Source organism: Helicobacter pylori (genome assembly GCF_001998165.1).
Taxonomy (GTDB): domain Bacteria; phylum Campylobacterota; class Campylobacteria; order Campylobacterales; family Helicobacteraceae; genus Helicobacter; species Helicobacter pylori_DL.
Genome location: NZ_MTWR01000031.1, coordinates 1 through 23654 on the forward strand (window position 1 = coordinate 1; position 23654 = coordinate 23654).

General features: G+C 40.3%; 19 protein-coding genes. 16 read left to right on the top strand and 3 right to left on the bottom strand.

All coding sequences use genetic code 11. The annotated features are described in order from the left end of the window. Window positions 1–490 (bottom strand): NTP transferase domain-containing protein (locus BZK24_RS04430; protein WP_171972397.1); only part of this gene is annotated, 490 nt, incomplete at its 3' end. A gap of 96 nt (window positions 491–586) precedes the next feature. On the opposite strand from BZK24_RS04430, the gene fliP reads away from it, so the two are divergent. After that, the gene (gene fliP, locus BZK24_RS04440; protein WP_077656700.1) at window positions 587–1333 is read left to right on the top strand and encodes a flagellar type III secretion system pore protein FliP; all 747 of its coding nucleotides are present in this window, start codon (window positions 587–589) and stop codon (window positions 1331–1333) included. A gap of 38 nt (window positions 1334–1371) precedes the next feature. Here the strand turns inward: fliP and BZK24_RS04445 are convergent, their stop codons facing one another. Both BZK24_RS04445 and feoB read right to left on the bottom strand, forming a co-directional pair. Next, on the bottom strand, window positions 1372–3675 hold the full coding sequence (locus BZK24_RS04445) for a TonB-dependent receptor family protein (RefSeq protein WP_077656701.1): 2304 nt from the start codon (window positions 3673–3675) through the stop codon (window positions 1372–1374). 262 nt (window positions 3676–3937) lie between these two features. Next, window positions 3938–5866, bottom strand: a complete 1929-nt coding sequence (gene feoB, locus BZK24_RS04450) for a ferrous iron transport protein B (RefSeq protein WP_077656712.1) — start codon at window positions 5864–5866, stop codon at window positions 3938–3940. 136 nt (window positions 5867–6002) lie between these two features. Between feoB and BZK24_RS04455 the strand changes: the two genes are divergently transcribed. The 15 genes from BZK24_RS04455 to flgR all read left to right on the top strand — a co-directional run bounded on the left by BZK24_RS04455 (window position 6003) and on the right by flgR (window position 23180). Continuing rightward, entirely contained in the window at window positions 6003–6815 is an 813-nt protein-coding gene (locus BZK24_RS04455; RefSeq protein WP_077656702.1) for a 3'-5' exonuclease, read from the top strand. A gap of 244 nt (window positions 6816–7059) precedes the next feature. Next, window positions 7060–8235 carry an acetyl-CoA C-acetyltransferase gene (locus BZK24_RS04460; protein ID WP_077656703.1) on the top strand — a complete coding sequence of 392 codons (1176 nt, stop codon included), beginning with the start codon at window positions 7060–7062 and terminating at the stop codon, window positions 8233–8235. Window positions 8236–8245: 10 nt separating this feature from the next. Beyond that, window positions 8246–8944, top strand: coding sequence for a CoA transferase subunit A (locus BZK24_RS04465; RefSeq protein ID WP_001045194.1), 699 nt, complete (start codon window positions 8246–8248; stop codon window positions 8942–8944). Continuing rightward, a complete protein-coding gene (locus tag BZK24_RS04470; protein WP_001206221.1) occupies window positions 8941–9564 on the top strand; it encodes a 3-oxoacid CoA-transferase subunit B in 624 nt (207 codons plus the stop codon). Before BZK24_RS04465 ends, BZK24_RS04470 begins: the two co-directional genes overlap by 4 nt. An 18-nt stretch (window positions 9565–9582) precedes the next feature. Further along, on the top strand, window positions 9583–10947 hold the full coding sequence (locus BZK24_RS04475; protein ID WP_077656704.1) for a TIGR00366 family protein: 1365 nt from the start codon (window positions 9583–9585) through the stop codon (window positions 10945–10947). Window positions 10948–11067: 120 nt separating this feature from the next. Next, window positions 11068–12069, top strand: a complete 1002-nt coding sequence (locus tag BZK24_RS04480; protein ID WP_077656705.1) for a lipid A deacylase LpxR family protein — start codon at window positions 11068–11070, stop codon at window positions 12067–12069. Window positions 12070–12302: 233 nt separating this feature from the next. Beyond that, a complete protein-coding gene (locus BZK24_RS04485; RefSeq protein WP_077656706.1) occupies window positions 12303–14444 on the top strand; it encodes a hydantoinase/oxoprolinase family protein in 2142 nt (713 codons plus the stop codon). A gap of 11 nt (window positions 14445–14455) precedes the next feature. Next, the gene (locus BZK24_RS04490; protein ID WP_077656707.1) at window positions 14456–16753 is read left to right on the top strand and encodes a hydantoinase B/oxoprolinase family protein; all 2298 of its coding nucleotides are present in this window, start codon (window positions 14456–14458) and stop codon (window positions 16751–16753) included. A gap of 16 nt (window positions 16754–16769) precedes the next feature. After that, window positions 16770–17270, top strand: coding sequence for an acetone carboxylase subunit gamma (locus tag BZK24_RS04495; RefSeq protein WP_001900939.1), 501 nt, complete (start codon window positions 16770–16772; stop codon window positions 17268–17270). A 184-nt stretch (window positions 17271–17454) separates the two neighbouring features. After that, window positions 17455–17646, top strand: a complete 192-nt coding sequence (locus BZK24_RS04500; protein WP_000869315.1) for a DUF262 domain-containing protein — start codon at window positions 17455–17457, stop codon at window positions 17644–17646. A gap of 9 nt (window positions 17647–17655) precedes the next feature. After that, window positions 17656–18684 (top strand): hypothetical protein, encoded by a 1029-nt coding sequence (locus BZK24_RS04505; protein WP_077656708.1) that lies wholly within the window; start codon window positions 17656–17658, stop codon window positions 18682–18684. Continuing rightward, on the top strand, window positions 18677–19063 hold the full coding sequence (locus BZK24_RS04510; RefSeq protein WP_001279205.1) for a diacylglycerol kinase: 387 nt from the start codon (window positions 18677–18679) through the stop codon (window positions 19061–19063). Before BZK24_RS04505 ends, BZK24_RS04510 begins: the two co-directional genes overlap by 8 nt. Window positions 19064–19078: 15 nt before the next feature. After that, window positions 19079–21565, top strand: a complete 2487-nt coding sequence (gyrA, locus tag BZK24_RS04515) for a DNA topoisomerase (ATP-hydrolyzing) subunit A (RefSeq protein ID WP_077656709.1) — start codon at window positions 19079–19081, stop codon at window positions 21563–21565. After that, complete coding sequence (locus BZK24_RS04520; RefSeq protein WP_171972398.1) at window positions 21565–22035, top strand: hypothetical protein; 471 nt, start codon at window positions 21565–21567, stop codon at window positions 22033–22035. Before gyrA ends, BZK24_RS04520 begins: the two co-directional genes overlap by 1 nt. Then, window positions 22035–23180, top strand: a complete 1146-nt coding sequence (flgR, locus tag BZK24_RS04525) for a transcriptional activator FlgR (RefSeq protein WP_077656711.1) — start codon at window positions 22035–22037, stop codon at window positions 23178–23180. Before BZK24_RS04520 ends, flgR begins: the two co-directional genes overlap by 1 nt. Window positions 23181–23654: the final 474 nt, after the last annotated feature.

The following is a 23654-nucleotide window of genomic DNA, read 5'->3' on the forward strand; positions in this document are numbered from 1 at the left end:
TAATGGTTTTTTCTTCATCATTAGCGTCCTTTTCTTCTACAATCTTTTTAACCTGATGGTTTTCTAAAACAACGCGCCCATAACCTTTAGGGTCAGCTAAATGGAGTAAGCCTATAGCGTTATTCTTGCTTTCTAATAAGGGAGCGAGAGCGTCTTTAGTGATTAAGGGCATGTCCGCATTCAAAATCAAAACCCGATCATGTTGAGTGGGAATGGGCGTTTTATCTTCTTGCATGATAGCCCCACCTGTCCCTGAATATTTTTCCACGATTTGAGTGTGGAAGATTACGCCCTTAAAACGCTTCAACACCGCTTCTTTAATGCGTTCTTGTTGGTGGTGTAAGATAAGATGCACATCATCACTGATTGAAAAAGCCACTTCTAAAATGTAAAATAACATAGGCTCTCCGCAAATCGTGTGTAAAGTCTTAGGCAGGCTAGAACGCATGCGAGTGCCTTTGCCAGCGGCTAGTATGATTACAGAAAGCATTAAAATCCTTCAATTTATGGGGTTATTTTAGGGAATTTTAACATGCCTTATCTTATAATTTGACCTTGTTTTTATTAAAGATTTAAGGCTAGAATTGTGCGTTTTTTCATTTTTTTAATTCTCATTTGCCCTTTAATATGCCCCTTAATAAGCGCGGATAGCGCTTTACCTAGCGTCAATCTCTCTTTAAGCGCTCCTAGTGATCCTAAACAACTCGTAACCACCCTTAATGTCATCGCCTTGCTCACGCTTTTAGTTTTAGCCCCATCGTTGATTTTAGTGATGACGAGTTTCACCCGCTTGATCGTGGTGTTTTCTTTTTTAAGGACCGCTTTAGGCACGCAACAAACCCCACCCACTCAAATTCTAGTCTCGCTCTCTTTGATATTGACTTTTTTTATCATGGAACCTAGCTTGAAAAAGGCTTATGATACAGGGATCAAGCCTTATATGGATAAAAAGATTTCTTACACCGAAGCGTTTGAAAAAAGCGCTCTGCCTTTCAAGGAATTCATGCTCAAAAACACACGAGAAAAGGATCTAGCCCTTTTTTTTAGGATTAGGAATTTGCCTAACCCTAAAACCCCTGATGATGTGAGCTTGAGCGTTTTAATCCCGGCGTTTATGATAAGCGAATTGAAAACAGCGTTTCAAATCGGCTTTTTACTCTACTTGCCTTTTTTGGTGATTGATATGGTTATTAGCTCTATTTTAATGGCGATGGGCATGATGATGCTCCCGCCTGTAATGATTTCTCTGCCTTTTAAAATTTTAGTGTTTATTCTGGTAGATGGGTTTAATCTATTGACCGAAAATTTAGTAGCGAGTTTTAAAATGGTTTGATATTAAAAACATTCAAGCTATAAAAGCTTGAAATTAGTTTAAAACTCATAATTCAAATACGCTGTAATGGATCTCCCTGGTGCTGGCTCTCTTCCTGTAGGGCTTGTGCCAATTCCCCTAAAATAATACTTCATGTTAAAAAGGTTATTGATTTGCAAACTCCCGGTGATTTTATGCCTACCGCTTTGCCATAAGATTGAGCTTACTTGAACGTTCAACACAAAATACAATGGCAATAACCCCACTGAATTACAACCATACTCTAGCCCACCTGTGTATTCTGGGTTTAGGGGCAAGCACACGGTTTGATCTTTGGCTTGATTGAGCATGGAACTATAAGCGCGGCTATAAAAATAGCTACTGATACCAAAAGTCGTGTGCTTGTAAGTATACATCATGTCAAATATGAATTGGTTAGGACTCACATAAGGCAAACGCTTCCCTTTAATGTCAAAGGGTTTATTGACAATGCCTGTAAAATAATAAGCAATATCATCAGCGTTAGAAGTGATGCGCGCATCAATGTAAGTGTAAGCCACATGGAATTGCAAACCCCTAATCGGCGCGTAATACAATTCCAATTCCACCCCTTGACTCCTAGCATCCACAGGCTGTGGGCTATAGCCTCCCGCATAGTAACGCTTGGCAAAAATCACAAAATAATTGGTGTTAAAGCTCAATAGATTTTTATAACTATAGCGTTGCCCCACTTCAATTTCATTAAAAATTTGGTTGTAATTAGTCCTAGTAATGCCTACCATTGTGTGTTGTGGGGGGATAAAACTGCGGCGGTAGTTCGCATACCATATCCAATTTTCCATAGGTTTATAACCAATGTTAAGGGCGGGACTCCATTCGTTTTGACGCTGTTTTTTACTGGTCCATACGGAAAAATCATGCTTTTCTGGCTCTTTGTTGTTATAGTTCAAAAAAGTGTATCTAAGCCCTGGAGTTATCACCAATTTAGAATCAAAAAGCTCTATTTTATCGCTCAACCATACCGCTGTATAGTTGTTAAACATTTCTTGATTGTTATTAGGCGTTTTAGAAAGGACATAAGGAGGCATGTGGCACACCCCATTGATAATATCTGTTTTTTCGCATGTGCTTTGATCGGATCTAATGAACATATCCATCGTCATAAAACGCATGCCCACATTAAAAGTTTGCTTAACTTTATTGGTATTGACAACTAAGTTCAAATTAGGCTCAAAAGCGTTCATCACATAGCGCCTTAAATGATCAAAAATAAAAAATCCTGGATAATTTTGATTGGTATAAACAGGGCCTAATTTAGGATTGGTATTGACATTTAAATAGTTAGAATCAAATTTAAAATCCCTTGACATGTCATGCCCATAGTAGCTAAAAGTGAAATCCCCCCCTATTTTATCCGTGTCCCCAAAAAAGTTTTGATACACAGCTCCCCATCGCTTCGCTCTCCCGCTTTTATCGTTGTTAGGGCGGTTATTTTGAAAACGATTTTCATTATAGGCAGCTATACCTAAAGACCCAGGGTCTGTTAAAAAATAGCTGTAATATTGAAAAAAAGCAGTGATCTTGTTGCTATCATTGATTTGATACAACGAATCTAGCAAGTAGTTTTGAATGTTGGTAGGGCTGTTGTATCTAAACCCTTGCCCTTTGAGCCAATTGACTTGAGCTTGGATTCCAAAATGCTTATTCATCATACCCCCCGTTCTTAAATAGGTGTTAAAAAGCATGTTATTAACTAAGCTTTTATCAATGTTTTTAGAATTTTGATTGAAAAAGCCCCCATTTTCAGACTTGCCCCAAAAAGTGGTCCTCTCGCTCACTTGACTCTCCCACTTGGTAGGAATGCCTTTGGTGATAATGTTGATCACACCGCCAAAAGCGTTAGGGCCATAACGCACGCTCTCCCCACCTTTAGTTACACTGATTCTATCCACAGATTGAAAGGTTACAGGAAAAATAACCGTGCCAATTTCAACATAGGGTGCGACATAAATAGGAATCCCATTGACTAGAATCATTCCCGTATTAGAATGCCCTGGGCCTCCCGCACCAAACCCCCTAATGGAAATGCTAGGCACAGCTCCAATACCTGTAGAGTTTCTAATATGCACGCCCGGCACATTTTGTAAAGCTTCTTCAATGCTTTGATTCGCGCTTTTAGTGAGCTGCTTGTTAGAAATCACCGTGCGAGAACCCATATAGTTTCTAACTTCCTTGCTCCTCCAACTCAAAGGCGCTTCTTTATCGTTAGCCACCCCTGAAGCTTCTACCCTTTCTAAATTATGAGTTTTGACAGCATGCGCACTATGACTCAAAACAGCCAAAGAGACTAAAATTCTTTTCATTTACCACCTTTTATGAAAAATGTTCTTTTTTACAACAATGTTAAATTTATAATAACCATTATTAGTTTTAGCTTAAATTTTTAAAAAATTATTATTTAGATAATATTAATGACTTTTTTATCAAAAATGCCGATTAATGCGAATGTTGATAGAAAAGATTGGGATATAAAGAAAAATAAAAATTTTTTAATATTTCTAATAATAGGGTGAATTTTTTAAAAGGATTTAAAGGGTTTTTAAAACCCTTTTATGGCTAGCCTTTTTAAACCAAAATTTGAGTCGCATAAAAAGCTATCAAGGAAAACGCATACGCTACAACGGTTGTAAAGATAAATAAATACGCTACAAACTTGATCCCCCCAGCTTCCCTACCAAAAGTAATGGTCGCTGCAAAACAAGGGATATAAAACATCACAAACACGATAAAAGCGATCCCACTAGGCACGCTGACTTCTTTTCTTAAAATTTCTCTAAAAGCGTCAGATTTTTCGTTTTGATCCCCTAAAGAAAACAACACCCCCAAAGTAGAAACCACCACCTCTTTAGCCATAAATCCGGTTACAAGCGACACACTCAAACGCCAATCAAAATCCATAGGGCTAAAGACTTTTTCTAAATACGCCCCACCTCTCCCTACAACGCTATTTTTTAAATTCTTTTTATCCAATTCGGTTTTTAATTCTTTTAATTTTTCTTCTTTGGCTTCGCTTGAAAGAGTGGTGTCTTTATCCACTAACAAGCTTTCTTGTTTATAAGCCTTCATAGCCACATCGCTTTTAGGGTATTGAGACATAAACCAAATTAAAATCGCTCCCACTAAAATATAAGTCCCGGCCTTTTTAAGATAAGAAAGCGATTTGGTATAGATACTGAAATAGACCATTCTCCAACTGGGAAAGCGGTATTTGGGCATTTCCATGATAAAGGATTCAGTCTGTCCTTTAAACACGCTTAATTTGAGTAATTTAGCCATCACTAACGCCACAACCGCTCCCAAAATATAAATACAAAACAGCACAAACCCCGCGCTTGAAGAAGGGAAAAACGAGCCTACAAACAGCACATAAATAGGGAGTCTTGCCGAGCAGCTCATAAACCCGATCACAAAAAGCGTGATCAATCGTTCGTTATAGTTTTGTAAGGTTCTTGTCGCCATGTAAGCGGGCACAGAGCAACCAAAACCGGTGATTAAAGGGATAAAACTCTTCCCATGCAAGCCAAATTTATGCAAGATCCCATCTAATAAAAACGCTACCCTACTCATATAGCCTGTCGTTTCTAGTAAAGAAATCCCAAAATACAACACCACAATTAAAGGCAAGAATGAAACCGTCGCTCCCACTCCCCCAATAATGCCATCGCCCACCAAAGACGCTAAATCTTCATTAGCCACATTTTCTTTAATACCATCGCTTAAAAATTTAAACCCTGTTTCAAGCGCTTTTTGCGCTCCGCCTCCTATTAAAAAGCTCAAGGAAAAAATGATAAACATGAACCCTAAAAAAATGAAAATCCCATAACGCGGGTGCATTAAAATCTTATCAATCTTATAAGTGTGTTCAAAGCTCGCATTTTGCTTGTTTTCACTGATCACTAATTTAGCGATTCTTTGAGCGCTCTGGCTGTATTTTAAAGACTCCTTAAAACTTTGAGACGGGACTTTTATGCTTTCATTGTTTGTAGTGTTTTGAGAATAAAGCCTGACAATTTCATCTAATAAAAGCTCTGTATTCAAGCGATCTTCTTTGGATCTTGCGCTTGTAGGCACGCACACAACCCCTAATTCTTGAGAAAGCTTTTTGGTATTGATTTTAATGCCTTCTTTTTGCGCCTCATCCCACATGTTGAGCGCAAGAAGCATTTTTTTATTCGTGTCTAATAACTGCGCGCTTAAGGCTAAATTACGCTCTAAATTGGTAGAATCCACCACATTGAGAATGAGATCGTATTGCCCTTTTTCTAAAAAATCTTTAGTCACCTTTTCTTCAGTGGTGAAATCATTGAGCGCGTAAGTGCCTGGTAAATCAATGATAGTGATTTGATGATCTTTATGGATCAAACTCACTTCCATTTTATCCACGGTAACCCCGGCAAAATTCCCCACTTTCAAATGGGCGTTGCTCAAAGCGTTGATGAGGGAGGATTTCCCTACATTAGGTTGGCCCACAAGAGCGACAATGATTTCTTCCACTTCCAATTCTCCAAATAAGTTTTTTAATTTTTGGTTATATAGTTTTGATATTAAAATTTAGCACTATAGCGCTATAAGACTAATTGTTATATAATAAAAGCGAAACAAGAATGTTAAAATGCGAAAGGAGCGTGTAATGTTGTGCGTGTTTGATATAGAAACCATTCCTAGCGTGAGCTTGTGTAAAGAGCATTTTCAATTAGAAGAAAATGATGCGCTAAAAATCTGTGAACGGAGTTTTGAAAAGCAAAAAGAAAAAAGCGGGAGCGAGTTTTTGCCTCTTTATTTGCATGAAATTATCTCTATTGCAGCGGTCATAGGCGATGATTACGGGAAGTTTATCAAAGTGGGGAATTTTGGTCAAAAACACGAAAACAGAGAAGATTTTGCGAGCGAAAAAGAGCTTTTAGAGGACTTTTTCAAATACTTTAACGAAAAGCAACCGCGCTTGATAAGTTTCAATGGCAGAGGTTTTGACATGCCCCTACTCACGCTCAAAGCCCTTAAATACAATTTAACTTTAGACGCTTTTTACAACCAAGAAAACAAATGGGAAAATTACCGCGCGCGCTATAGCGAGCAGTTTCATTTGGATTTAATGGATAGCTTGAGCCATTATGGATCCGTTAGGGGTTTGAATCTAAATGGCGTTTGCTCCATGACAAATATTCCTGGTAAATTTGATGTGAGTGGGGATTTAGTGCATGCGATTTATTACAACCCACATTTAAGCCAAAAGGAGAAAAAAGAGATTATTGATAGCTATTGCCAAAGCGATGTGCTTAACACTTACTGGCTTTTTTTAAAATACGAAGTGCTGAAAGGGGCTTTAAATAAGGAGCAATACCTTGGACTATTGAGCGATTTTTTAGAAAAATTCCCTAAAGAAAAATCCTATTCAAGCGTTTTTATTAACGCTTTAGAGAAAGAAATTGGGGAGTTTGCTTAAAACTTTATCAAATTCCTATTAAAACCTTATTGGGGAATCAAAACCAAAATATGGGTATTTATAACCAACTTATTAAGATATAGCTTAACCTGATTTGTGTTGAATGCAAATAATATTTTTGTGAAAAAAATAAACGGATCGCCCTCAATCTAAAACAAAACCTAAAACAAAATCAAACCTGTTAGGGTGTCAATCACCTAAAAGTGATACCATGATTTGGATAAATCAACTTAAAGGCAAAGACATGAATGAAGTGGTTGTAGTGGCGGCAAAGCGTAGTGCTGTAGGGAGTTTTTTAGGCTCTCTAAAGAATGTTGGCGCTAGAGAAATGGGCGTTAGCGTGCTTAAAGACGCTTTGAATGCGAGCTCTCTTAAGCCTAGCGATGTGGATTCTGTCATTTTAGGCAATGTCTTAGGTGCTGGTTTGGGTCAAAATATCGCTAGACAGATCCAATTGGATTCTGGTATCCCTAATGACAGAAACGCTTTTAGCGTCAATATGGTTTGCGGATCGTCTATGAAAGCTATCCAATTAGCGCATGATAGCATTGTGCTTGGGCGCGATGAAGTGGTGGTGTGCGGTGGCGTGGAGAATATGAGCGCAGCGCCTTATCTGTCGTTTGATATGCGAGACGGGAAAAGAATGGGGAATGCGAACATGATAGATTCCATGATACATGACGGATTATGGGATGCGTTCAATGATTATCACATGGGGATCACCGCTGATAATGTCGCTCAAGCATACCACATAAGCCGAGAAGAGCAAGATAATTTCGCACTCCAATCGCAACTCAAAGCAAGAGCCGCCATTAATGCAAAGAAATTTCAAGAAGAAATCACGCCTATTGAAATAGCGAATAAAAAAGGCGTGGTGGTTTTTAAAGAAGACGAATACCCTAGAGACACGACGCTAGAATCCCTTGCAAAGCTCAAACCCGCTTTTAAAGAAGACGGATCGGTAACGGCAGGAAATTCATCAGGGATCAATGATGGCGCGAGCATTATCATTTTATGCAGCGCTAAAAAAGCGCAAACATTGGGGTTAAAAACCATGGCCACTATCAAGGGGTTTGGTTTGGGTGGTTGCAGTCCGGATATAATGGGTATATGCCCTAGTATTGCGATTAAAAACAACCTTAAAAATGTCAAAATGAATCTCAATGACATCAATCTTTTTGAACTCAATGAAGCCTTTGCCGCGCAAAGCCTAGCCGTGTTAAAAGAGCTTGAATTAAACCCCAATATCGTGAATGTGAATGGAGGGGCGATAGCCATTGGCCACCCTATTGGCGCGAGCGGCGCTAGGATATTGGTTACTCTCTTACACGAGATGAAGCGTAGCGGTCATGGTGTGGGTTGCGCGTCATTGTGTGTGGGCGGCGGTCAAGGGCTATCAGTGGTAGTTGAACAAAAATAAGGAAAATGAGATGAATAAGGTTATAACCGATTTAGACAAAGCGTTGAGCGGGTTAAAAGATGGGGATACTATTTTAGTGGGCGGTTTTGGGCTGTGCGGGATACCCGAATACGCCATTGATTACATTTATAAGAAAGGTATTAAGGATTTGGTTGTCGTGAGCAATAATTGTGGCGTTGATGACTTTGGGTTGGGTATTCTTTTAGAAAAAAAGCAGATTAAAAAGATTATCGCTTCGTATGTGGGAGAGAATAAGATTTTTGAATCGCAAATGTTGAACGGAGAAATTGAAGTCGTTTTGACACCGCAAGGCACGCTGGCTGAAAACTTGCGCGCTGGAGGGGCTGGGATACCCGCTTACTACACCCCAACCGGTGTTGGGACTTTGATCGCTCAAGGCAAAGAATCAAGGGAGTTTAACGGCAAAGAGTATATTTTAGAAAGAGCGATAACAGGCGATTATGGGCTTATCAAAGCTTATAAAAGCGACACTCTTGGGAACTTGGTGTTCAGAAAAACGGCTAGAAATTTCAATCCCTTGTGCGCGATGGCGGCAAAAATATGCGTTGCTGAAGTGGAAGAAATTGTCCCGGCCGGGGAATTAGACCCAGATGAAATACACTTGCCAGGAATCTATGTGCAGCACATCTATAAGGGCGAGAAATTTGAAAAACGGATAGAAAAAACCACCACAAGGAGCGCGAAATGAGAGAGGCTATCATTAAACGAGCGGCAAAGGAATTGAAAGAGGGCATGTATGTGAATTTAGGGATAGGCTTGCCCACGCTTGTGGCTAATGAAGTGAGCGGGATGAATATCGTTTTCCAAAGCGAGAACGGGCTATTAGGGATTGGCGCTTACCCTTTAGAAGAAGCCGTTGATGCGGATCTTATCAACGCAGGAAAGGAAACCATAACCGTGGTGCCGGGCGCTTCGTTTTTCAACAGCGCGGATTCGTTTGCGATGATTCGTGGGGGGCATATTGATCTAGCGATCTTAGGAGGGATGGAAGTCTCACAAAATGGGGATTTGGCTAATTGGATGATCCCTAAAAAACTCATAAAGGGCATGGGAGGGGCTATGGATTTGGTGCATGGCGCTAAAAAAGTGATTGTCATCATGGAGCATTGCAACAAATACGGGGAGTCTAAAGTGAAAAAAGAATGCTCATTGCCCTTAACGGGAAAAGGCGTGGTGCATCAATTGATAACGGATTTAGCGGTGTTTGAGTTTTCCAATAACGCCATGAAATTAGTGGAATTGCAAGAGGGTGTCAGCCTTGATCAAGTGAAAGAAAAAACAGAAGCTGAATTTGAAGTGCACTTATAGTTTATAAAAAGGGTGTTTATGTTTTTATTAAGGCATTTGACTTCAGCGTGCGTGTTTTTAGCGTCTAAATGTTTGCCGGACTCCTTTGTCTTGGTCACTCTTTTATCGTTTATCGTGTTCGTTCTTGTTTATTGCTTGACAGGGCAAGACGCTTTTTCTGTCATTTCTAGTTGGGGGAATGGCGCTTGGACGCTTTTAGGTTTTTCTATGCAAATGGCCCTTATTTTGGTGTTGGGTCAAGCTCTAGCTAGCGCTAAATTAGTCCAAAAACTCTTAAAATATCTAGCGTCTTTACCTAAAGGGTATTATACGGCTTTATGGTTGGTTACTTTTTTATCGTTAATCGCTAATTGGATCAACTGGGGTTTTGGCTTAGTGATTAGCGCGATTTTTGCAAAAGAGATCGCTAAAAATGTTAAAGGGGTGGATTATAGGCTACTCATCGCTAGTGCTTATTCGGGTTTTGTGATCTGGCATGGGGGTTTATCAGGATCTATCCCTTTAAGCGTTGCCACCCAAAATGAAAGTCTATCCAAAATAAGCGCTGGGGTGATTGAAAAAGCTATCCCCATCAGTCAGACGATTTTTTCTGCTTATAATTTAATCATTATAGGGATCATTCTTGTAGGGTTACCCTTTTTAATGGCAATAATCCACCCTAAAAAAGAAGAAATCATTGAGATTGACGCAAAGCTTTTAAAAGACGAATACAAGGAAACAGAACTCATTGATCACCAACAAGACAAAACGATCGCGCATTTTTTAGAAAACAGCGCCTTGCTTTCTTATCTTTTGGTTTTTTTGGGTTTTGGGTATCTGGGTATTTATTTTTTTAAAGGGGGAGGGATTAGTTTAAACATTGTCAATACGATTTTCCTTTTTTTAGGGATTTTGCTCCATAAAACCCCTTTGGCTTATGTGAAAGCGATCGATCGTTCCGCTAGGAGCGTGGCTGGGATTTTACTCCAATTCCCTTTTTACGCTGGGATTATGGGGATGATGGCAAGCCATAGCGTGGGGGGTCATTCTTTAGCGCAAATGCTTTCTTTAGCCTTCACGCACATCGCTAATGAAAAAACTTTCGCGCTCATGACTTTTTTAAGCGCGGGGATTGTCAATATTTTCATCCCGTCTGGTGGAGGGCAATGGGCGATTCAAGCTCCTATCATGCTTCCGGCTGGGCAAAGCTTAGGCGTGGATCCAGGAGTGGTTTCTATGGCTATCGCTTGGGGAGACGCTTGGACGAATATGATACAGCCTTTTTGGGCTTTGCCCGCTTTAGCCATTGCGGGTTTGGGCGCTAAAGATATTATGGGCTATTGCGTTTTGACTTTAATTTTTGTAGGCTTAGTTGTGTGTGGGGTGTTTTATTTTTTAGTGTGAGTTTTTTATGCCTAAAACCACGCTCTTTGGGGTAAAGTTTTCTCTTTTTACCCCTTAAACGCTCTTGTAATTAAGACTTATTTCGTTACAATAACCCCCATAATAACCTAAGGAAGTGTTTTGTTTTTCAAATTTATTTTATGTTTATTATTAGGAACGTTTGCATGGGCAAAAGAGGATATTCCTACCCCATTAACGCCCTCTAAACGCTATTCTATCAATTTGATGACTGAAAATGATGGTTATATCAATCCTTACATTGATGAGTATTATACCGCAGGCAATCAAATAGGCTTTTCTACTAAAGAGTTTGATTTTTCTAAAAATAAAGCGATGAAATGGACTTCGTATTTAGGTTTTTTCAATAAAAGCCCTAGGGTTACTCGTTTTGGCATTTCTCTCGCTCAAGACATGTATACCCCCTCACTTAAAAACAGAAAACTGGTGCATTTGCATGACAACCACCCTTATGGGGGGTATTTGAGGGTGAATTTGAATGTGTATAACCGCCATCAAACTTTTATGGAATTATTCACGCTTTCTTTAGGAACGACAGGGCAAGATTCTTTGGCCGCTCAAACGCAGCATCTCATTCATAAATGGGGCCATGACCCCCAATTTTATGGCTGGAACACGCAGCTCAAAAACGAATTTATTTTTGAATTGCACTACCAATTGCTCAAAAAAGTCCCCCTTTTAAAGACTCGTTTTTTTTCTATGGAGTTAATGCCTGGGTTTAATGTGGAATTGGGTAATGCGAGGGATTATTTCCAACTAGGCTCGCTCTTTAGGGCTGGGTATAACTTGGACGCTGATTATGGGGTCAATAAGGTCAATACCGCTTTTGATGGGGGCATGCCTTATAGCGATAAGTTTTCTATCTATTTTTTTGCAGGGGCTTTTGGGCGCTTCCAACCCCTTAACATCTTCATTCAAGGCAATAGCCCTGAAACTAGGGGTATTGCTAATTTGGAATACTTTGTTTATGCCAGTGAAATAGGAGCGGCTATGATGTGGCGTAGCCTCAGGGTGGCTTTTACGATCACTGATATTAGTAAAACCTTTCAATCCCAGCCTAAGCACCATCAAATCGGCACTTTAGAATTGAATTTCGCCTTTTGATTTAATATCAGTTTAATATTTTTCTTCCTATATGATATTTATATGATATTTTTGGGTAATTTAAGATAAATATCAGTAGCGTTTTAAATGAATTTGTTACTACTTTTCACTTTATTATACCAAATTTTCCCTTATTACAAACAACTTTGAAATAAACGATTTCCATTTAAAAATCAGCCTTATACTTCTAATAGGTTGCCTTGAGCAACACTTTAATACAAGGAGTCTAAAAAATGAAAGACGCAAGAGTTCAGGTGATGGGTATTGATGCCGGTGGCACCATGACGGACACATTTTTTGTGAAAGAAAATGGCAGTTTCGTAGTCGGTAAAGCCCAAAGCAACCCAGAAGATGAGAGTTTAGCTATTTATAATAGCTCACAAGACGCTTTATCGCATTGGCAATCAGATGTCAGTAAGGTTTATCCAGAGTTGGTCACTTGCGTGTATTCAGGCACGGCGATGCTCAATCGGGTCGTCCAAAGGCGCGGGATGGAAGTGGGCCTGATTTGCAATAAGGGTTTTGAGCAAATGCATTCTATGGGCAGAGCGTTGCAATCCTACTTGGGGTATGCGCTAGAAGAAAGGTTGCATATCAACACGCACAAGTATGATGATCCGCTGATTCCTTTAAAAAGGATTAGAGGCGTTACAGAAAGAACCGATGTCAAGGGGCAAGTGGTTATCCCAGTGCGTCAAGAAGAGGTTAAAGTTGCTGTTAAGGAGCTTTTAGAAGCAGGTGCAAAGGCCATTGTGATTTGCTTGTTGCAATCTCATAAAAACGCTGAAAGCGAGCGGATCGTTAGAGATATAGCGTTAAAAGAGATTGAAAAATTGGGTAAAAATATTCCTGTATTCGCTTCTGTGGATTACTACCCTCAAAGAAAAGAAAGCCACAGAATGAACACCACCATCTTAGAAGCTTATGCGGCTGAGCCAAGCAGGCAAACTCTCTCTAAAGTCAGCAACCGCTTCAAAGAGCATGGCGCTAAATTCGATCTTCGTGTGATGGCAACGCATGGAGGCACCATTAGCTGGAAGGCTAAAGAGCTTGCCAGAACGATCGTGAGCGGTCCTATTGGAGGCGTGATTGGATCTAAATTGCTGGGCGAAACGCTTGGTTATGACAATATTGCATGCAGCGATATTGGCGGCACGAGCTTTGATATGGCGCTTATCGTTAAGAGCAATTTCAATATCGCTTCTGACCCTGATATGGCGCGTCTTGTTTTATCCTTACCGCTTGTGGCTATGGATTCTGTTGGCGCGGGTGCTGGGAGTTTTGTGCGCATTGATCCGCACAGCCGATCGGTCAAACTAGGGCCTGACAGCGCGGGGTATAGAGTTGGCACTTGTTGGAAAGACAGCGGATTAGACACGGTTTCAGTAACCGATTGCCATATTGTTTTAGGCTATTTGAACCCGGATAATTTCTTAGGCGGTTTGATCAAATTAGATGTGGATAGGGCTAAAAAACACATTAAAGAGCAAATCGCTGATCCGCTAGGCATTAGCGTAGAAGATGCGGCTGCGGGTGTGATTGAATTGCTTGATTTGGAGCTTAAAGAATACTTGCGATCCAATATTAGCGCTAAAGGGTATAGCCCATCTGATTTTGTGTGCTTTTCATATGGTGGCGCGGGGCCTGTGCATACCTATGGCTATACAGAAGGCTTAGGGTTTAAGGATGTGGTAGTGCCTGCGTGGGCGGCTGGATTTAGCGCTTTTGGTTGCGCTTGCGCTGATTTTGAATACAGATACGACAAGAGCGTGGATATTGCCATTCCGCAGTATTCTTCAGATGAGTCCAAAATAGAGGCATGCAAAATCATTCAAGACGCATGGGATGAATTGACTCTCAAAGTGATTGAAGAATTCAAGATCAATGGATTCTCTGAAAAAGATGTGATTTTAAGACCTGGATACAGGATGCAGTATATGGGGCAATTGAATGACTTAGAGATCACTTCTCCTGTGTCAAAAGCTGCAAGCGTGGCTGATTGGGAAGAGATTGTCAAAGAATATGAAAAAACCTACGCTCGTGTTTATTCTGAATCAGCGTGTTCTCCAGAGCTTGGTTTTAGCGTGACTGGCGTGATCATGCGTGGTGTTGTAGCTACGCAAAAACCTGTAATTCCGGTTGAAAAAGAGCATGGCGCTACGCCTCCAAAAGAGGCCAAAATAGGCGTTAGGAAATTCTATCGCCATAAGAAATGGGTGGATGCAGATGTGTGGCAAATGGAAAAATTACTGCCTGGAAATGAAGTCATAGGGCCTGCGATCGTGGAATCAGATGCGACCACTTTCGTGATACCCAAAGGCTTTGCGACAAGACTAGACAAACACCGATTGTTCCACTTGAAAGAAGTTAAATAAAGGAGTTCAAAATGGCAAATTTATTGAAAAACGGCAAAACTTTAAAACAAGCTAGAGATGAAATCCTAGCCAGGACAGAAAAAACAGGGCATTATAATGGTCTCAAAAAATTAGAGTTTAAAGAAAGAGATCCGATCGGTTATGAGAAGATGTTCTCTAAATTAAGAGGCGGTATCGTGCATGCCAGAGAAACAGCTAAAAGGATTGCGGCAAGCCCTATTGTTGAGCAAGAGGGGGAATTGTGCTTCACGCTTTATAACGCTGTGGGCGATAGCGTGCTGACTTCTACGGGTATCATTATCCATGTAGGCACTATGGGATCAGCTATCAAATACATGGTAGAGAATAATTGGGAAGATAACCCAGGCATCAATGATAAGGATATTTTCACCAATAATGACTGCGCGATTGGGAATGTGCACCCATGCGATATTATGACTCTTGTGCCTATTTTCCACGATGAAAAATTGATCGGGTGGGTAGGCGGTGTTACGCATGTGATTGATACCGGATCGGTTACTCCAGGATCGATGAGCACCGGGCAGGTTCAAAGATTTGGGGATGGATACATGATCACTTGCCGTAAGACAGGGGCGAATGATGAGAGCTTTAAAGATTGGTTGCATGAATCTCAAAGATCGGTTCGCACGCCTAAATATTGGATTTTGGATGAAAGGACTAGGATTGCAGGATGCCATATGATTAGGGATTTAGTGATGGAAGTCATTAAAGAAGACGGCATTGATTCTTACATGCGATTTATTGATGAAGTGATTGAAGAAGGGAGAAGAGGTCTTATCTCTAGGATCAAATCCATGACCATACCCGGCAAGTATAGAAAAGTCGCTTTTGTGGATGTGCCTTATGCGCATAAGGATATTGGCGTGTGCTCTGAATTTGCTAAGCTAGATACGATCATGCACTCTCCAGTGGAAATCACTATCAATAAGGACGCTACATGGAAATTAGATTTTGATGGCGCTTCCAGGTGGGGATGGCACTCTTTCAATTGCAACCAAGTGTCCTTTACTAGTGGTATTTGGGTGATGATGACTCAAACCTTAATCCCCACTTCTCGTATCAACGATGGTGCTTATTTCGCGACTCAATTCAGACTCAAAAAAGGGACTTGGATGAATCCAGATGACAGGCGCACCGGGCATGCTTACGCGTGGCACTTCTTGGTATCAGGCTGGAGCGCTTTGTGGAGAGGTTTGTCTCAAGCGTATTACAGCCGAGGGTATTTAGAAGAGGTCAATTCTGGAAACGCTAACACTTCCAATTGGTTGCAAGGCGGTGGTATCAACCAGGATGGAGAAATCCATGCGGTGAATAGCTTTGAGACGAGCTCTTGTGGGACTGGAGCTTGCGCGATAAAAGACGGCCTGAATCACGCAGCGGCTATTTGGAATCCAGAGGGCGATATGGGCGATGTTGAAATTTGGGAAATGGCAGAGCCTCTTCTTTATTTAGGCAGGAATGTCAAAGCCAATACCGGTGGGTATGGGAAATATCGAGGCGGTAACGGGTTTGAAACCTTAAGAATGGTGTGGGGCGCGCATGATTGGACCATGTTCTTTATGGGTAATGGCTATATGAATAGCGATTGGGGTATGATGGGAGGTTATCCAGCGGCCAGTGGCTATAGGTTTGAAGCGCACAACACCGATTTAAAAAACAGGATTAAAAATAACGCTAGCTTGCCTTTGGGAGGCGATTTTAACCCAACGGATAGAGATTATGAAAAGCATATTTCTCATGCGTCTCAAGTCAAAAGGGATAAGCAATGCATCACCACAGAGAACTGCTTTGACAATTATGATTTGTATTTGAATTACATCAAAGGCGGTCCTGGATTTGGCGATCCGATTGAAAGGGATTTGAATGCGATTTTAGAAGATCTAAACAGCAAACAGCTATTGCCAGAATACGCTTACAAGGTTTATGGTGCAGTGGTGAGTCAAAATAAAGACGGCGTGTGGGTCGGTGATGAAGCTAAAACGAAAGCCAAAAGAAAAGAAATTCTTGAAAACAGAAAGGCTAGATCCATACCGGTAAAAGAATGGATGGAGCAAGAAAGAAACGCTATCCTTGAAAAAGAGGCTTCCAAACAGGTTAAGCACATGTATGCGACTAGCTTTGATCTATCGCCCAAGTTTTTGAATGATTTTAAAACATTCTGGAACTTGCCAAAGAGCTGGAGCGTGAAAGAAGATGAGCTTGGCGTATTCACCTATGGATCTAAATACAGGATGGATTTGAGCAAATTGCCTGATGTGCGCACAGTTCTGTTGGTTGATGAGAAATAAAGAAAGGAGAATGGTCATGTCAAAATACACACAAGAACAAATTAAAAATTTGGTAGAGGGGAACTTGGATTGGAACACTGTCTTAAAAATGCTGAGCATGCCTAAAGATCATGAAAGGTTCCAAATGTATTTGAAGGTGTTGCAAGATAAGGTAGATTTTGATGATAAAATCGTCTTACCCTTGGGGCCGCATTTGTTTGTGGTGCAAGATCCTCAAAAGAAGTGGGTCATTAAGTGTTCATGCGGTCATGCGTTTTGCGCTCCAGAGGAGAATTGGAAATTGCATGCAAACATCTATGTGCGCGATACAGCAGAAAAAATGGAAGAGGTGTATCCTAAACTCTTAGCCAGTGATACTCACTGGCAAGTGTATCGGGAGTATATTTGCCCGGATTGCGGCATCCTTTTAGATGTTGAAGCCCCAACTCCTTGGTATCCTGTGATCCATGATTTTGAGCCTGATATAGAGGCGTTTTATAAAGATTGGCTAGGCATACAGCCCCCAGAAAGACGCTAAAATCGCTCAATCCTTTTTATGAAGAGGCTTTATGCCTCTTGGCGCTAAAAGCTTGGGTTAATTTAACTCAAGCGAATTTTCTTCAATCCTAACAAATTTAGCTACAAATTAAAAAATTTAAGCTTTTTTCTTTTTTTTTGATTTAATACTCGGTATAATCTTAATCCACCTAAAAGGAAAAGCTATGAAAGTAACACAAGGCATTGCTAACGACTTTTTTGCCCTAACAAACACGATATTTTCTGTTCTTATACACCAGCGAAACCACACTTGGGAAGAAGAAAATTGTGGAAAATTACTGCAAGATATTGTCAATATCTCTAAAAATAAGAAAACGCATTTTATGGGTTCTATCACTATGCTTTCAATAGAATAAAGGGTGTTTTTGACTAAAAAATTCATGTCTTGGATGGTGGTTATCGGGGCTTTAATTTGCGTGCTTTTAGGGGTGTTTATCTTCTTTACCAGCATGTCGGTAAAAAAATCTTTAAGCGCTTATCTTAACGCTTATTTGGATCAACGCCCCCATATTAAGGGCATGGGGATTGCAGGCGCTCCTTTTGAATGCGAAGGGTTTTTTAAAATTGCATGCGTTTCTAAAGAGATCAGTTTTTTAGATTCTCAAAACTCCCCTATTATGGATTTTAAAAATTTGAGTATTAAGCTCAATTCTTTAGACAAAAGCTCTCTTACCCTTTCTGTCCATTCTCAAATCAAATCCCCTATTTTAGAACAAGATATTCAGCAAAAAATCAGCCAAATCCCCCTAAAAGATTTGAATACCTTATTAGAAAAAATGAAACCCACGCGCTTGAATTGCTCTTTAACATTCAACGCTCTAGATGAAAAAACCTTAAACGATAATTTAAAATGCGATTTGACTAATGCGGAAAATATCCTTGCTTACACTTTTTTTCAAGAGGGTTTAATGGAGACTCAAGAAAATCTCTCCCTTAAAAATATTTTTAAAACCTTGAGTTCTAAAGACGCTAAAGCCATAGAAGAGTTGCAAGACAAACTGCGTTTTTTAGCGCCAAAGTTGAGCGTTTCTATCCAAGCGCGCCATCTTAAAAATGTTTTAGAGTCCTTTTACCACCAAAATAAAGAGAGCTTGGGCTTTTTTTCCCCTTATTTTAGCTTGCGCTCTCAAACCCCTAGCGTCTCTTATGAAAGCGCGTTAGCTTCTTTAGAAAACTATTTTATGACCTTGTTCCAATCCCGTTTTAAAGACAATACAGCGCTCCAACAAAATTTTAAAGGATTGTTGCAAGCCTTTGTTTCTATGGCTAAAGACAAACGATCCCAAATCGCTCTTAACGCCCAAGCTAAAGACAACACCAAGCTAACTTTTAACGATTTGTTAGAAAGCCTTAGCGTGAATTTCTTTCAATCTTACAAAATAAGCCATGAGTGATTTCAAAGTCCCCCCCAAAGCTAAAGGGTTTAAACGCCTTTTTAAAGCCCTTTTTTATTCTAAAGACGGGCTTAAATGCGCGTGGGCTGAAGAGAGCGCGTTCAGGCAAATTGTCATTTTGGCTCTTTTTTGTATCGCTCTAGCGAGCTATTTAGCTAAAGATTTTTTAGAATGGGGGCTATTGATTGCACCTTGTTTTTTATCGGTGGTGATTGAACTCATCAATAGCTCCATTGAAAAGGCTGTGGATTTTACTGGCACCGAGTTCCACCCTTTAGCCAAAAAGGCTAAAGACATGGCCAGTTCGGCCCAACTGATAGGGCTTATTTTTTGGGCTTTGATTTGGGGGCGTTATCTTTTAACGCTTTATTTTAATTAAATTTTAGGGAGACACATGCAAGATCATTTAGTCAATGAAACAAAAAATATTGTAGAAGTGGGGATTGATTCTTCTATTGAAGAGAGCTATTTGGCTTATTCCATGAGCGTGATCATAGGGCGCGCCTTACCGGACGCTAGAGACGGCTTAAAGCCTGTGCATAGGCGTATTTTGTATGCGATGCATGAATTAGGCCTTACTTCCAAAGTCGCTTATAAAAAAAGCGCTAGGATCGTGGGTGATGTGATTGGTAAATACCACCCCCATGGCGACACCGCAGTTTATGATGCGTTAGTGAGAATGGCGCAAGATTTTTCCATGCGCTTGGAATTAGTGGATGGGCAGGGTAACTTTGGCTCTATTGATGGCGATAACGCCGCAGCGATGCGTTACACTGAAGCCAGAATGACCAAGGCGAGTGAAGAGATTTTAAGAGATATTGATAAAGACACCATTGATTTTGTGCCTAATTATGACGATACCTTAAAAGAGCCAGATATTCTACCAAGCCGTCTGCCTAACCTTTTAGTCAATGGGGCTAATGGGATCGCTGTAGGGATGGCGACTTCTATCCCCCCTCATAGGATTGATGAAATCATAGACGCTTTAGCGCATGTCTTAGAAAACCCTAACGCTGAATTAGATGAAATTTTGGAATTTGTCAAAGGGCCTGACTTTCCTACTGGTGGGATCATCTATGGCAAGGCGGGTATTGTTGAAGCCTATAAAACGGGGCGAGGGCGCGTGAAAGTGCGGGCTAAAGTGCATGTGGAAAAGACGAAAAATAAAGAAATCATCGTTTTAGATGAAATGCCCTTTCAAACCAATAAAGCCAAATTAGTGGAACAAATCAGCGATTTAGCGCGAGAAAAGCAAATTGAAGGCATTAGCGAAGTGCGCGATGAGAGCGATAGAGAGGGCATTAGAGTGGTGATTGAATTAAAAAGAGACGCGATGAGTGAAATTGTCTTAAACCACCTTTACAAACTCACCACCATGGAGACCACTTTTAGCATCATTTTACTCGCAATTTATAATAAAGAGCCTAAGATTTTCACGCTTTTAGAGTTGTTGCGCCTTTTCTTAAACCACAGAAAGACCATTATTATAAGACGCACGATTTTTGAATTAGAAAAGGCTAAGGCCAGAGCGCATATTTTAGAAGGCTATTTGATCGCACTAGACAATATTGATGAAATCGTGCAACTCATTAAAACAAGCCCAAGCCCAGAAGCGGCTAAAAACGCCTTAATGGAGCGTTTTAGTTTGAGCGAGATCCAAAGCAAAGCCATTTTAGAAATGCGTTTGCAACGCTTAACAGGTCTTGAAAGGGATAAGATCAAAGAAGAATACCAAAACTTATTAGAGCTTATTGATGATCTCAATGGCATTTTAAAGAGCGAAGATCGCTTGAATGAGGTCGTCAAAACAGAGCTTTTAGAAGTCAAAGAGCAATTTTCTTCTCCAAGGCGCACTGAAATTCAAGAATCTTACGAAAGTATTGACACAGAAGATTTGATCGCTAATGAGCCTATGGTGGTGAGCATGAGCCATAAAGGCTATGTGAAAAGAGTGGATTTAAAAGCTTATGAAAAGCAAAATCGTGGCGGTAAAGGCAAGCTTTCAGGTAGCACTTATGAAGACGATTTCATTGAAAACTTTTTTGTGGCTAACACGCATGATATTTTGCTCTTTATCACCAATAAGGGGCAATTGTATCATTTGAAAGTCTATAAAATCCCAGAAGCGAGCCGGATCGCTATGGGTAAAGCCGTTGTGAATTTAATCTCACTCGATCCGGATGAAAAGATCATGGCGACTCTAAGCACTAAAGACTTTAGCGATGAACGCTCTTTAGCTTTCTTTACGAAAAATGGTGTGGTGAAGCGCACCAATTTGAGCGAATTTGGCGGTAATAGGAGTTATAGCGGTATCAGAGCGATTGTTTTAGATGAAGGCGATGAACTAGTGGGCGCAAAAGTTGTGGATAACAACGCTAAGCATTTGCTCATCGCATCGCATTTGGGTATTTTCATTAAATTCCCTTTAGAAGACGTGCGCGAGATCGGAAGAACGACTCGTGGGGTTAGAGGGATCAAGCTGAATGAAAACGATTTTGTTGTCGGCGCGGTCGTTATTAGCGGTGATGGCAACAAGCTTTTGAGCGTGAGTGAAAACGGGCTTGGCAAGCAAACTTTAGCCGAAGCGTATAGAGAGCAATCTCGTGGAGGTAAGGGGGTCATTGGCATGAAGCTCACTCAAAAAACCGGCAATCTAGTGGGCGTTATCAGCGTGGATGATGAAAACTTGGATTTGATGATCCTTACTGCAAGCGCGAAAATGATCAGAGTTTCTATTAAAGATATTAGAGAAACCGGAAGAAATGCTAGTGGGGTAAAGCTCATAAACACCGCCGATAAAGTCATGTATGTCAATTCTTGCCCTAAAGAAGAAGAGCCAGAAAATTTAGAAATCTCACGTGCGCAAAATTTGTTTGAGTGATGCGTTTTTTTTCATTCTGTTATTTTTTATTTTATTTTTTAGGGGTTTCTTTGCATGCCCTCAGCCCCCTAGAAGAACAAGAATTTTTAATTTCGTACCGCTTGAAAATCGTTGATTCTAGAGTGATGGGTGAAGAGTATTCTGTTTCTAAACCTATCGTTAGTCGCATCAAAACAGCCCCCTATGTTTTAGACTATCATTGCTCTATCATCACTCGCAACTTGCCCGATTTGAAAAACCCCTTGCTCCAAACCAAACTAGAACGCTTCCTTTTAGAAATAGCGTTAAAAAAAGAAAAAGAGCGAGTCATTGACTGCCTTTTAAAAAGCCAAGTCGCTATCACGCATTATGATCATAGCTATAAAAACGGCACCACTACCACAAGCATACTTAACCTCAAAGCCTTAAGCGTTAAAGCGAGTTTAGAGGGGGACATGCTGTCTTTAGATATTTTTAGAAAGGAAGAATAATGAAAATCGCCATTGTAGAAGATGATATTAACATGCGTAAAAGCCTGGAGCTTTTTTTTGAGCTTCAGGACGATTTAGAGATTGTGAGTTTTAAAAACCCTAAAGACGCTTTAGCCAAGTTAGATGAAAGCTTTGATTTAGTCATCACGGATATTAACATGCCCCATATGGACGGCTTGGAATTTTTACGCCTTTTAGAGGGCAAGTATGAATCCATTGTGATTACCGGTAATGCGACCTTGAATAAAGCCATTGATTCCATTCGTTTAGGCGTGAAAGACTTTTTCCAAAAGCCTTTTAAACCAGAATTGCTTTTAGAATCCATCTATCGCACTAAAAAAGTTTTAGAATTTCAAAAAAAACACCCTCTAGAAAAACCTTTAAAAAAACCACACAAACACAGCTTTTTAGCCACTTCAAAAGCGTTAGAAGAGAGCAAACGGCAGGCCTTAAAAGTCGCAAGCACGGACGCTAATGTCATGTTATTAGGCGAAAGCGGGGTGGGTAAGGAAGTTTTTGCTCATTTCATCCACCAGCATTCTCAGCGTTCCAAGCACCCTTTTATTGCGATCAACATGTCCGCAATCCCAGAGCATTTATTAGAAAGCGAGCTTTTTGGGTATCAAAAAGGGGCGTTCACGGACGCCACAGCGCCTAAAATGGGGCTTTTTGAGAGCGCTAATAAAGGCACGATCTTTTTAGATGAAATCGCTGAAATGCCCCTTCAATTGCAAAGCAAACTTTTAAGAGTGGTTCAAGAAAAAGAAATCACGCGCCTTGGGGATAATAAAAGCGTTAAAATTGATGTCCGTTTCATTTCCGCTACCAACGCCAACATGAAAGAAAAAATCGCTGCGAAAGAATTCAGAGAAGATTTGTTTTTCCGCTTGCAGATCGTGCCTATAACTATCGCGCCTTTAAGAGAGAGGGTAGAAGAGATTTTGCCCATTGCTGAAATCAAGCTTAAAGAAGTGTGCGACGCGTATCATTTGGGGCCAAAATCCTTTTCAAAAAACGCCGCAAAACGCCTTTTAGAATACTCTTGGCATGGGAATGTGCGAGAGCTTTTAGGCGTGGTGGAGAGAGCGGCGATTTTAAGCGAAGAAACGGAAATCCAAGAGAAAGATTTGTTTTTAGAAAGGTAGGGAGTTAGGGGATTTTAAGGGGGATAATTATTTCAAAACACCATCTCCTTAAAAATAAGTTTTTATAATAAAGTAACTAAAACCCCATTTTTTATTAGTGCGGTTATTGTGTTTTAAACTCATTTTATAGTAGGATTAGCGTGAAAGAGAGTTTAAAGAATTAAATGCCTTTTCTTTTGTAATGGCTTGCGGAGTAGGAAAAATCGCATGCTTCTCTCTATAATAATCTATAATTGCTAACCACTTAATGATGATTTAACTTTCGCCCCCATTTTTCTTAATTTCGTGGCTCTCCTTTTATTGATAATTTTTGTGTAGGATTAAGTTTGGTGAGTTTAGGGGTTCCCAACCCTACCCCTTGTAATTGAGCCATAAGGAGACTCGGTGGCTCACTCTCGCTATTTTATAAAGGTTTGAAACGCTATAGTTGATGCTATCTCTGTAATGGTTAGAGAGTGTTCCTTAAAACATAGA

Coding starts and splice junctions, on each gene's coding strand:
- gyrA (WP_077656709.1), top strand. CDS start 19,079: ATGCAAGATCATTTAGTCAATGAAACAAAAAATATTGTAGAAGTGGGG.
- BZK24_RS04485 (WP_077656706.1), top strand. CDS start 12,303: ATGAAAGACGCAAGAGTTCAGGTGATGGGTATTGATGCCGGTGGCACC.
- BZK24_RS04495 (WP_001900939.1), top strand. CDS start 16,770: ATGTCAAAATACACACAAGAACAAATTAAAAATTTGGTAGAGGGGAAC.
- BZK24_RS04520 (WP_171972398.1), top strand. CDS start 21,565: ATGCGTTTTTTTTCATTCTGTTATTTTTTATTTTATTTTTTAGGGGTT.
- BZK24_RS04500 (WP_000869315.1), top strand. CDS start 17,455: ATGAAAGTAACACAAGGCATTGCTAACGACTTTTTTGCCCTAACAAAC.
- BZK24_RS04460 (WP_077656703.1), top strand. CDS start 7,060: ATGAATGAAGTGGTTGTAGTGGCGGCAAAGCGTAGTGCTGTAGGGAGT.
- flgR (WP_077656711.1), top strand. CDS start 22,035: ATGAAAATCGCCATTGTAGAAGATGATATTAACATGCGTAAAAGCCTG.
- BZK24_RS04465 (WP_001045194.1), top strand. CDS start 8,246: ATGAATAAGGTTATAACCGATTTAGACAAAGCGTTGAGCGGGTTAAAA.
- BZK24_RS04455 (WP_077656702.1), top strand. CDS start 6,003: ATGTTGTGCGTGTTTGATATAGAAACCATTCCTAGCGTGAGCTTGTGT.
- BZK24_RS04475 (WP_077656704.1), top strand. CDS start 9,583: ATGTTTTTATTAAGGCATTTGACTTCAGCGTGCGTGTTTTTAGCGTCT.
- BZK24_RS04470 (WP_001206221.1), top strand. CDS start 8,941: ATGAGAGAGGCTATCATTAAACGAGCGGCAAAGGAATTGAAAGAGGGC.
- BZK24_RS04510 (WP_001279205.1), top strand. CDS start 18,677: ATGAGTGATTTCAAAGTCCCCCCCAAAGCTAAAGGGTTTAAACGCCTT.
- BZK24_RS04445 (WP_077656701.1), bottom strand. CDS start 3,675: ATGAAAAGAATTTTAGTCTCTTTGGCTGTTTTGAGTCATAGTGCGCAT.
- BZK24_RS04490 (WP_077656707.1), top strand. CDS start 14,456: ATGGCAAATTTATTGAAAAACGGCAAAACTTTAAAACAAGCTAGAGAT.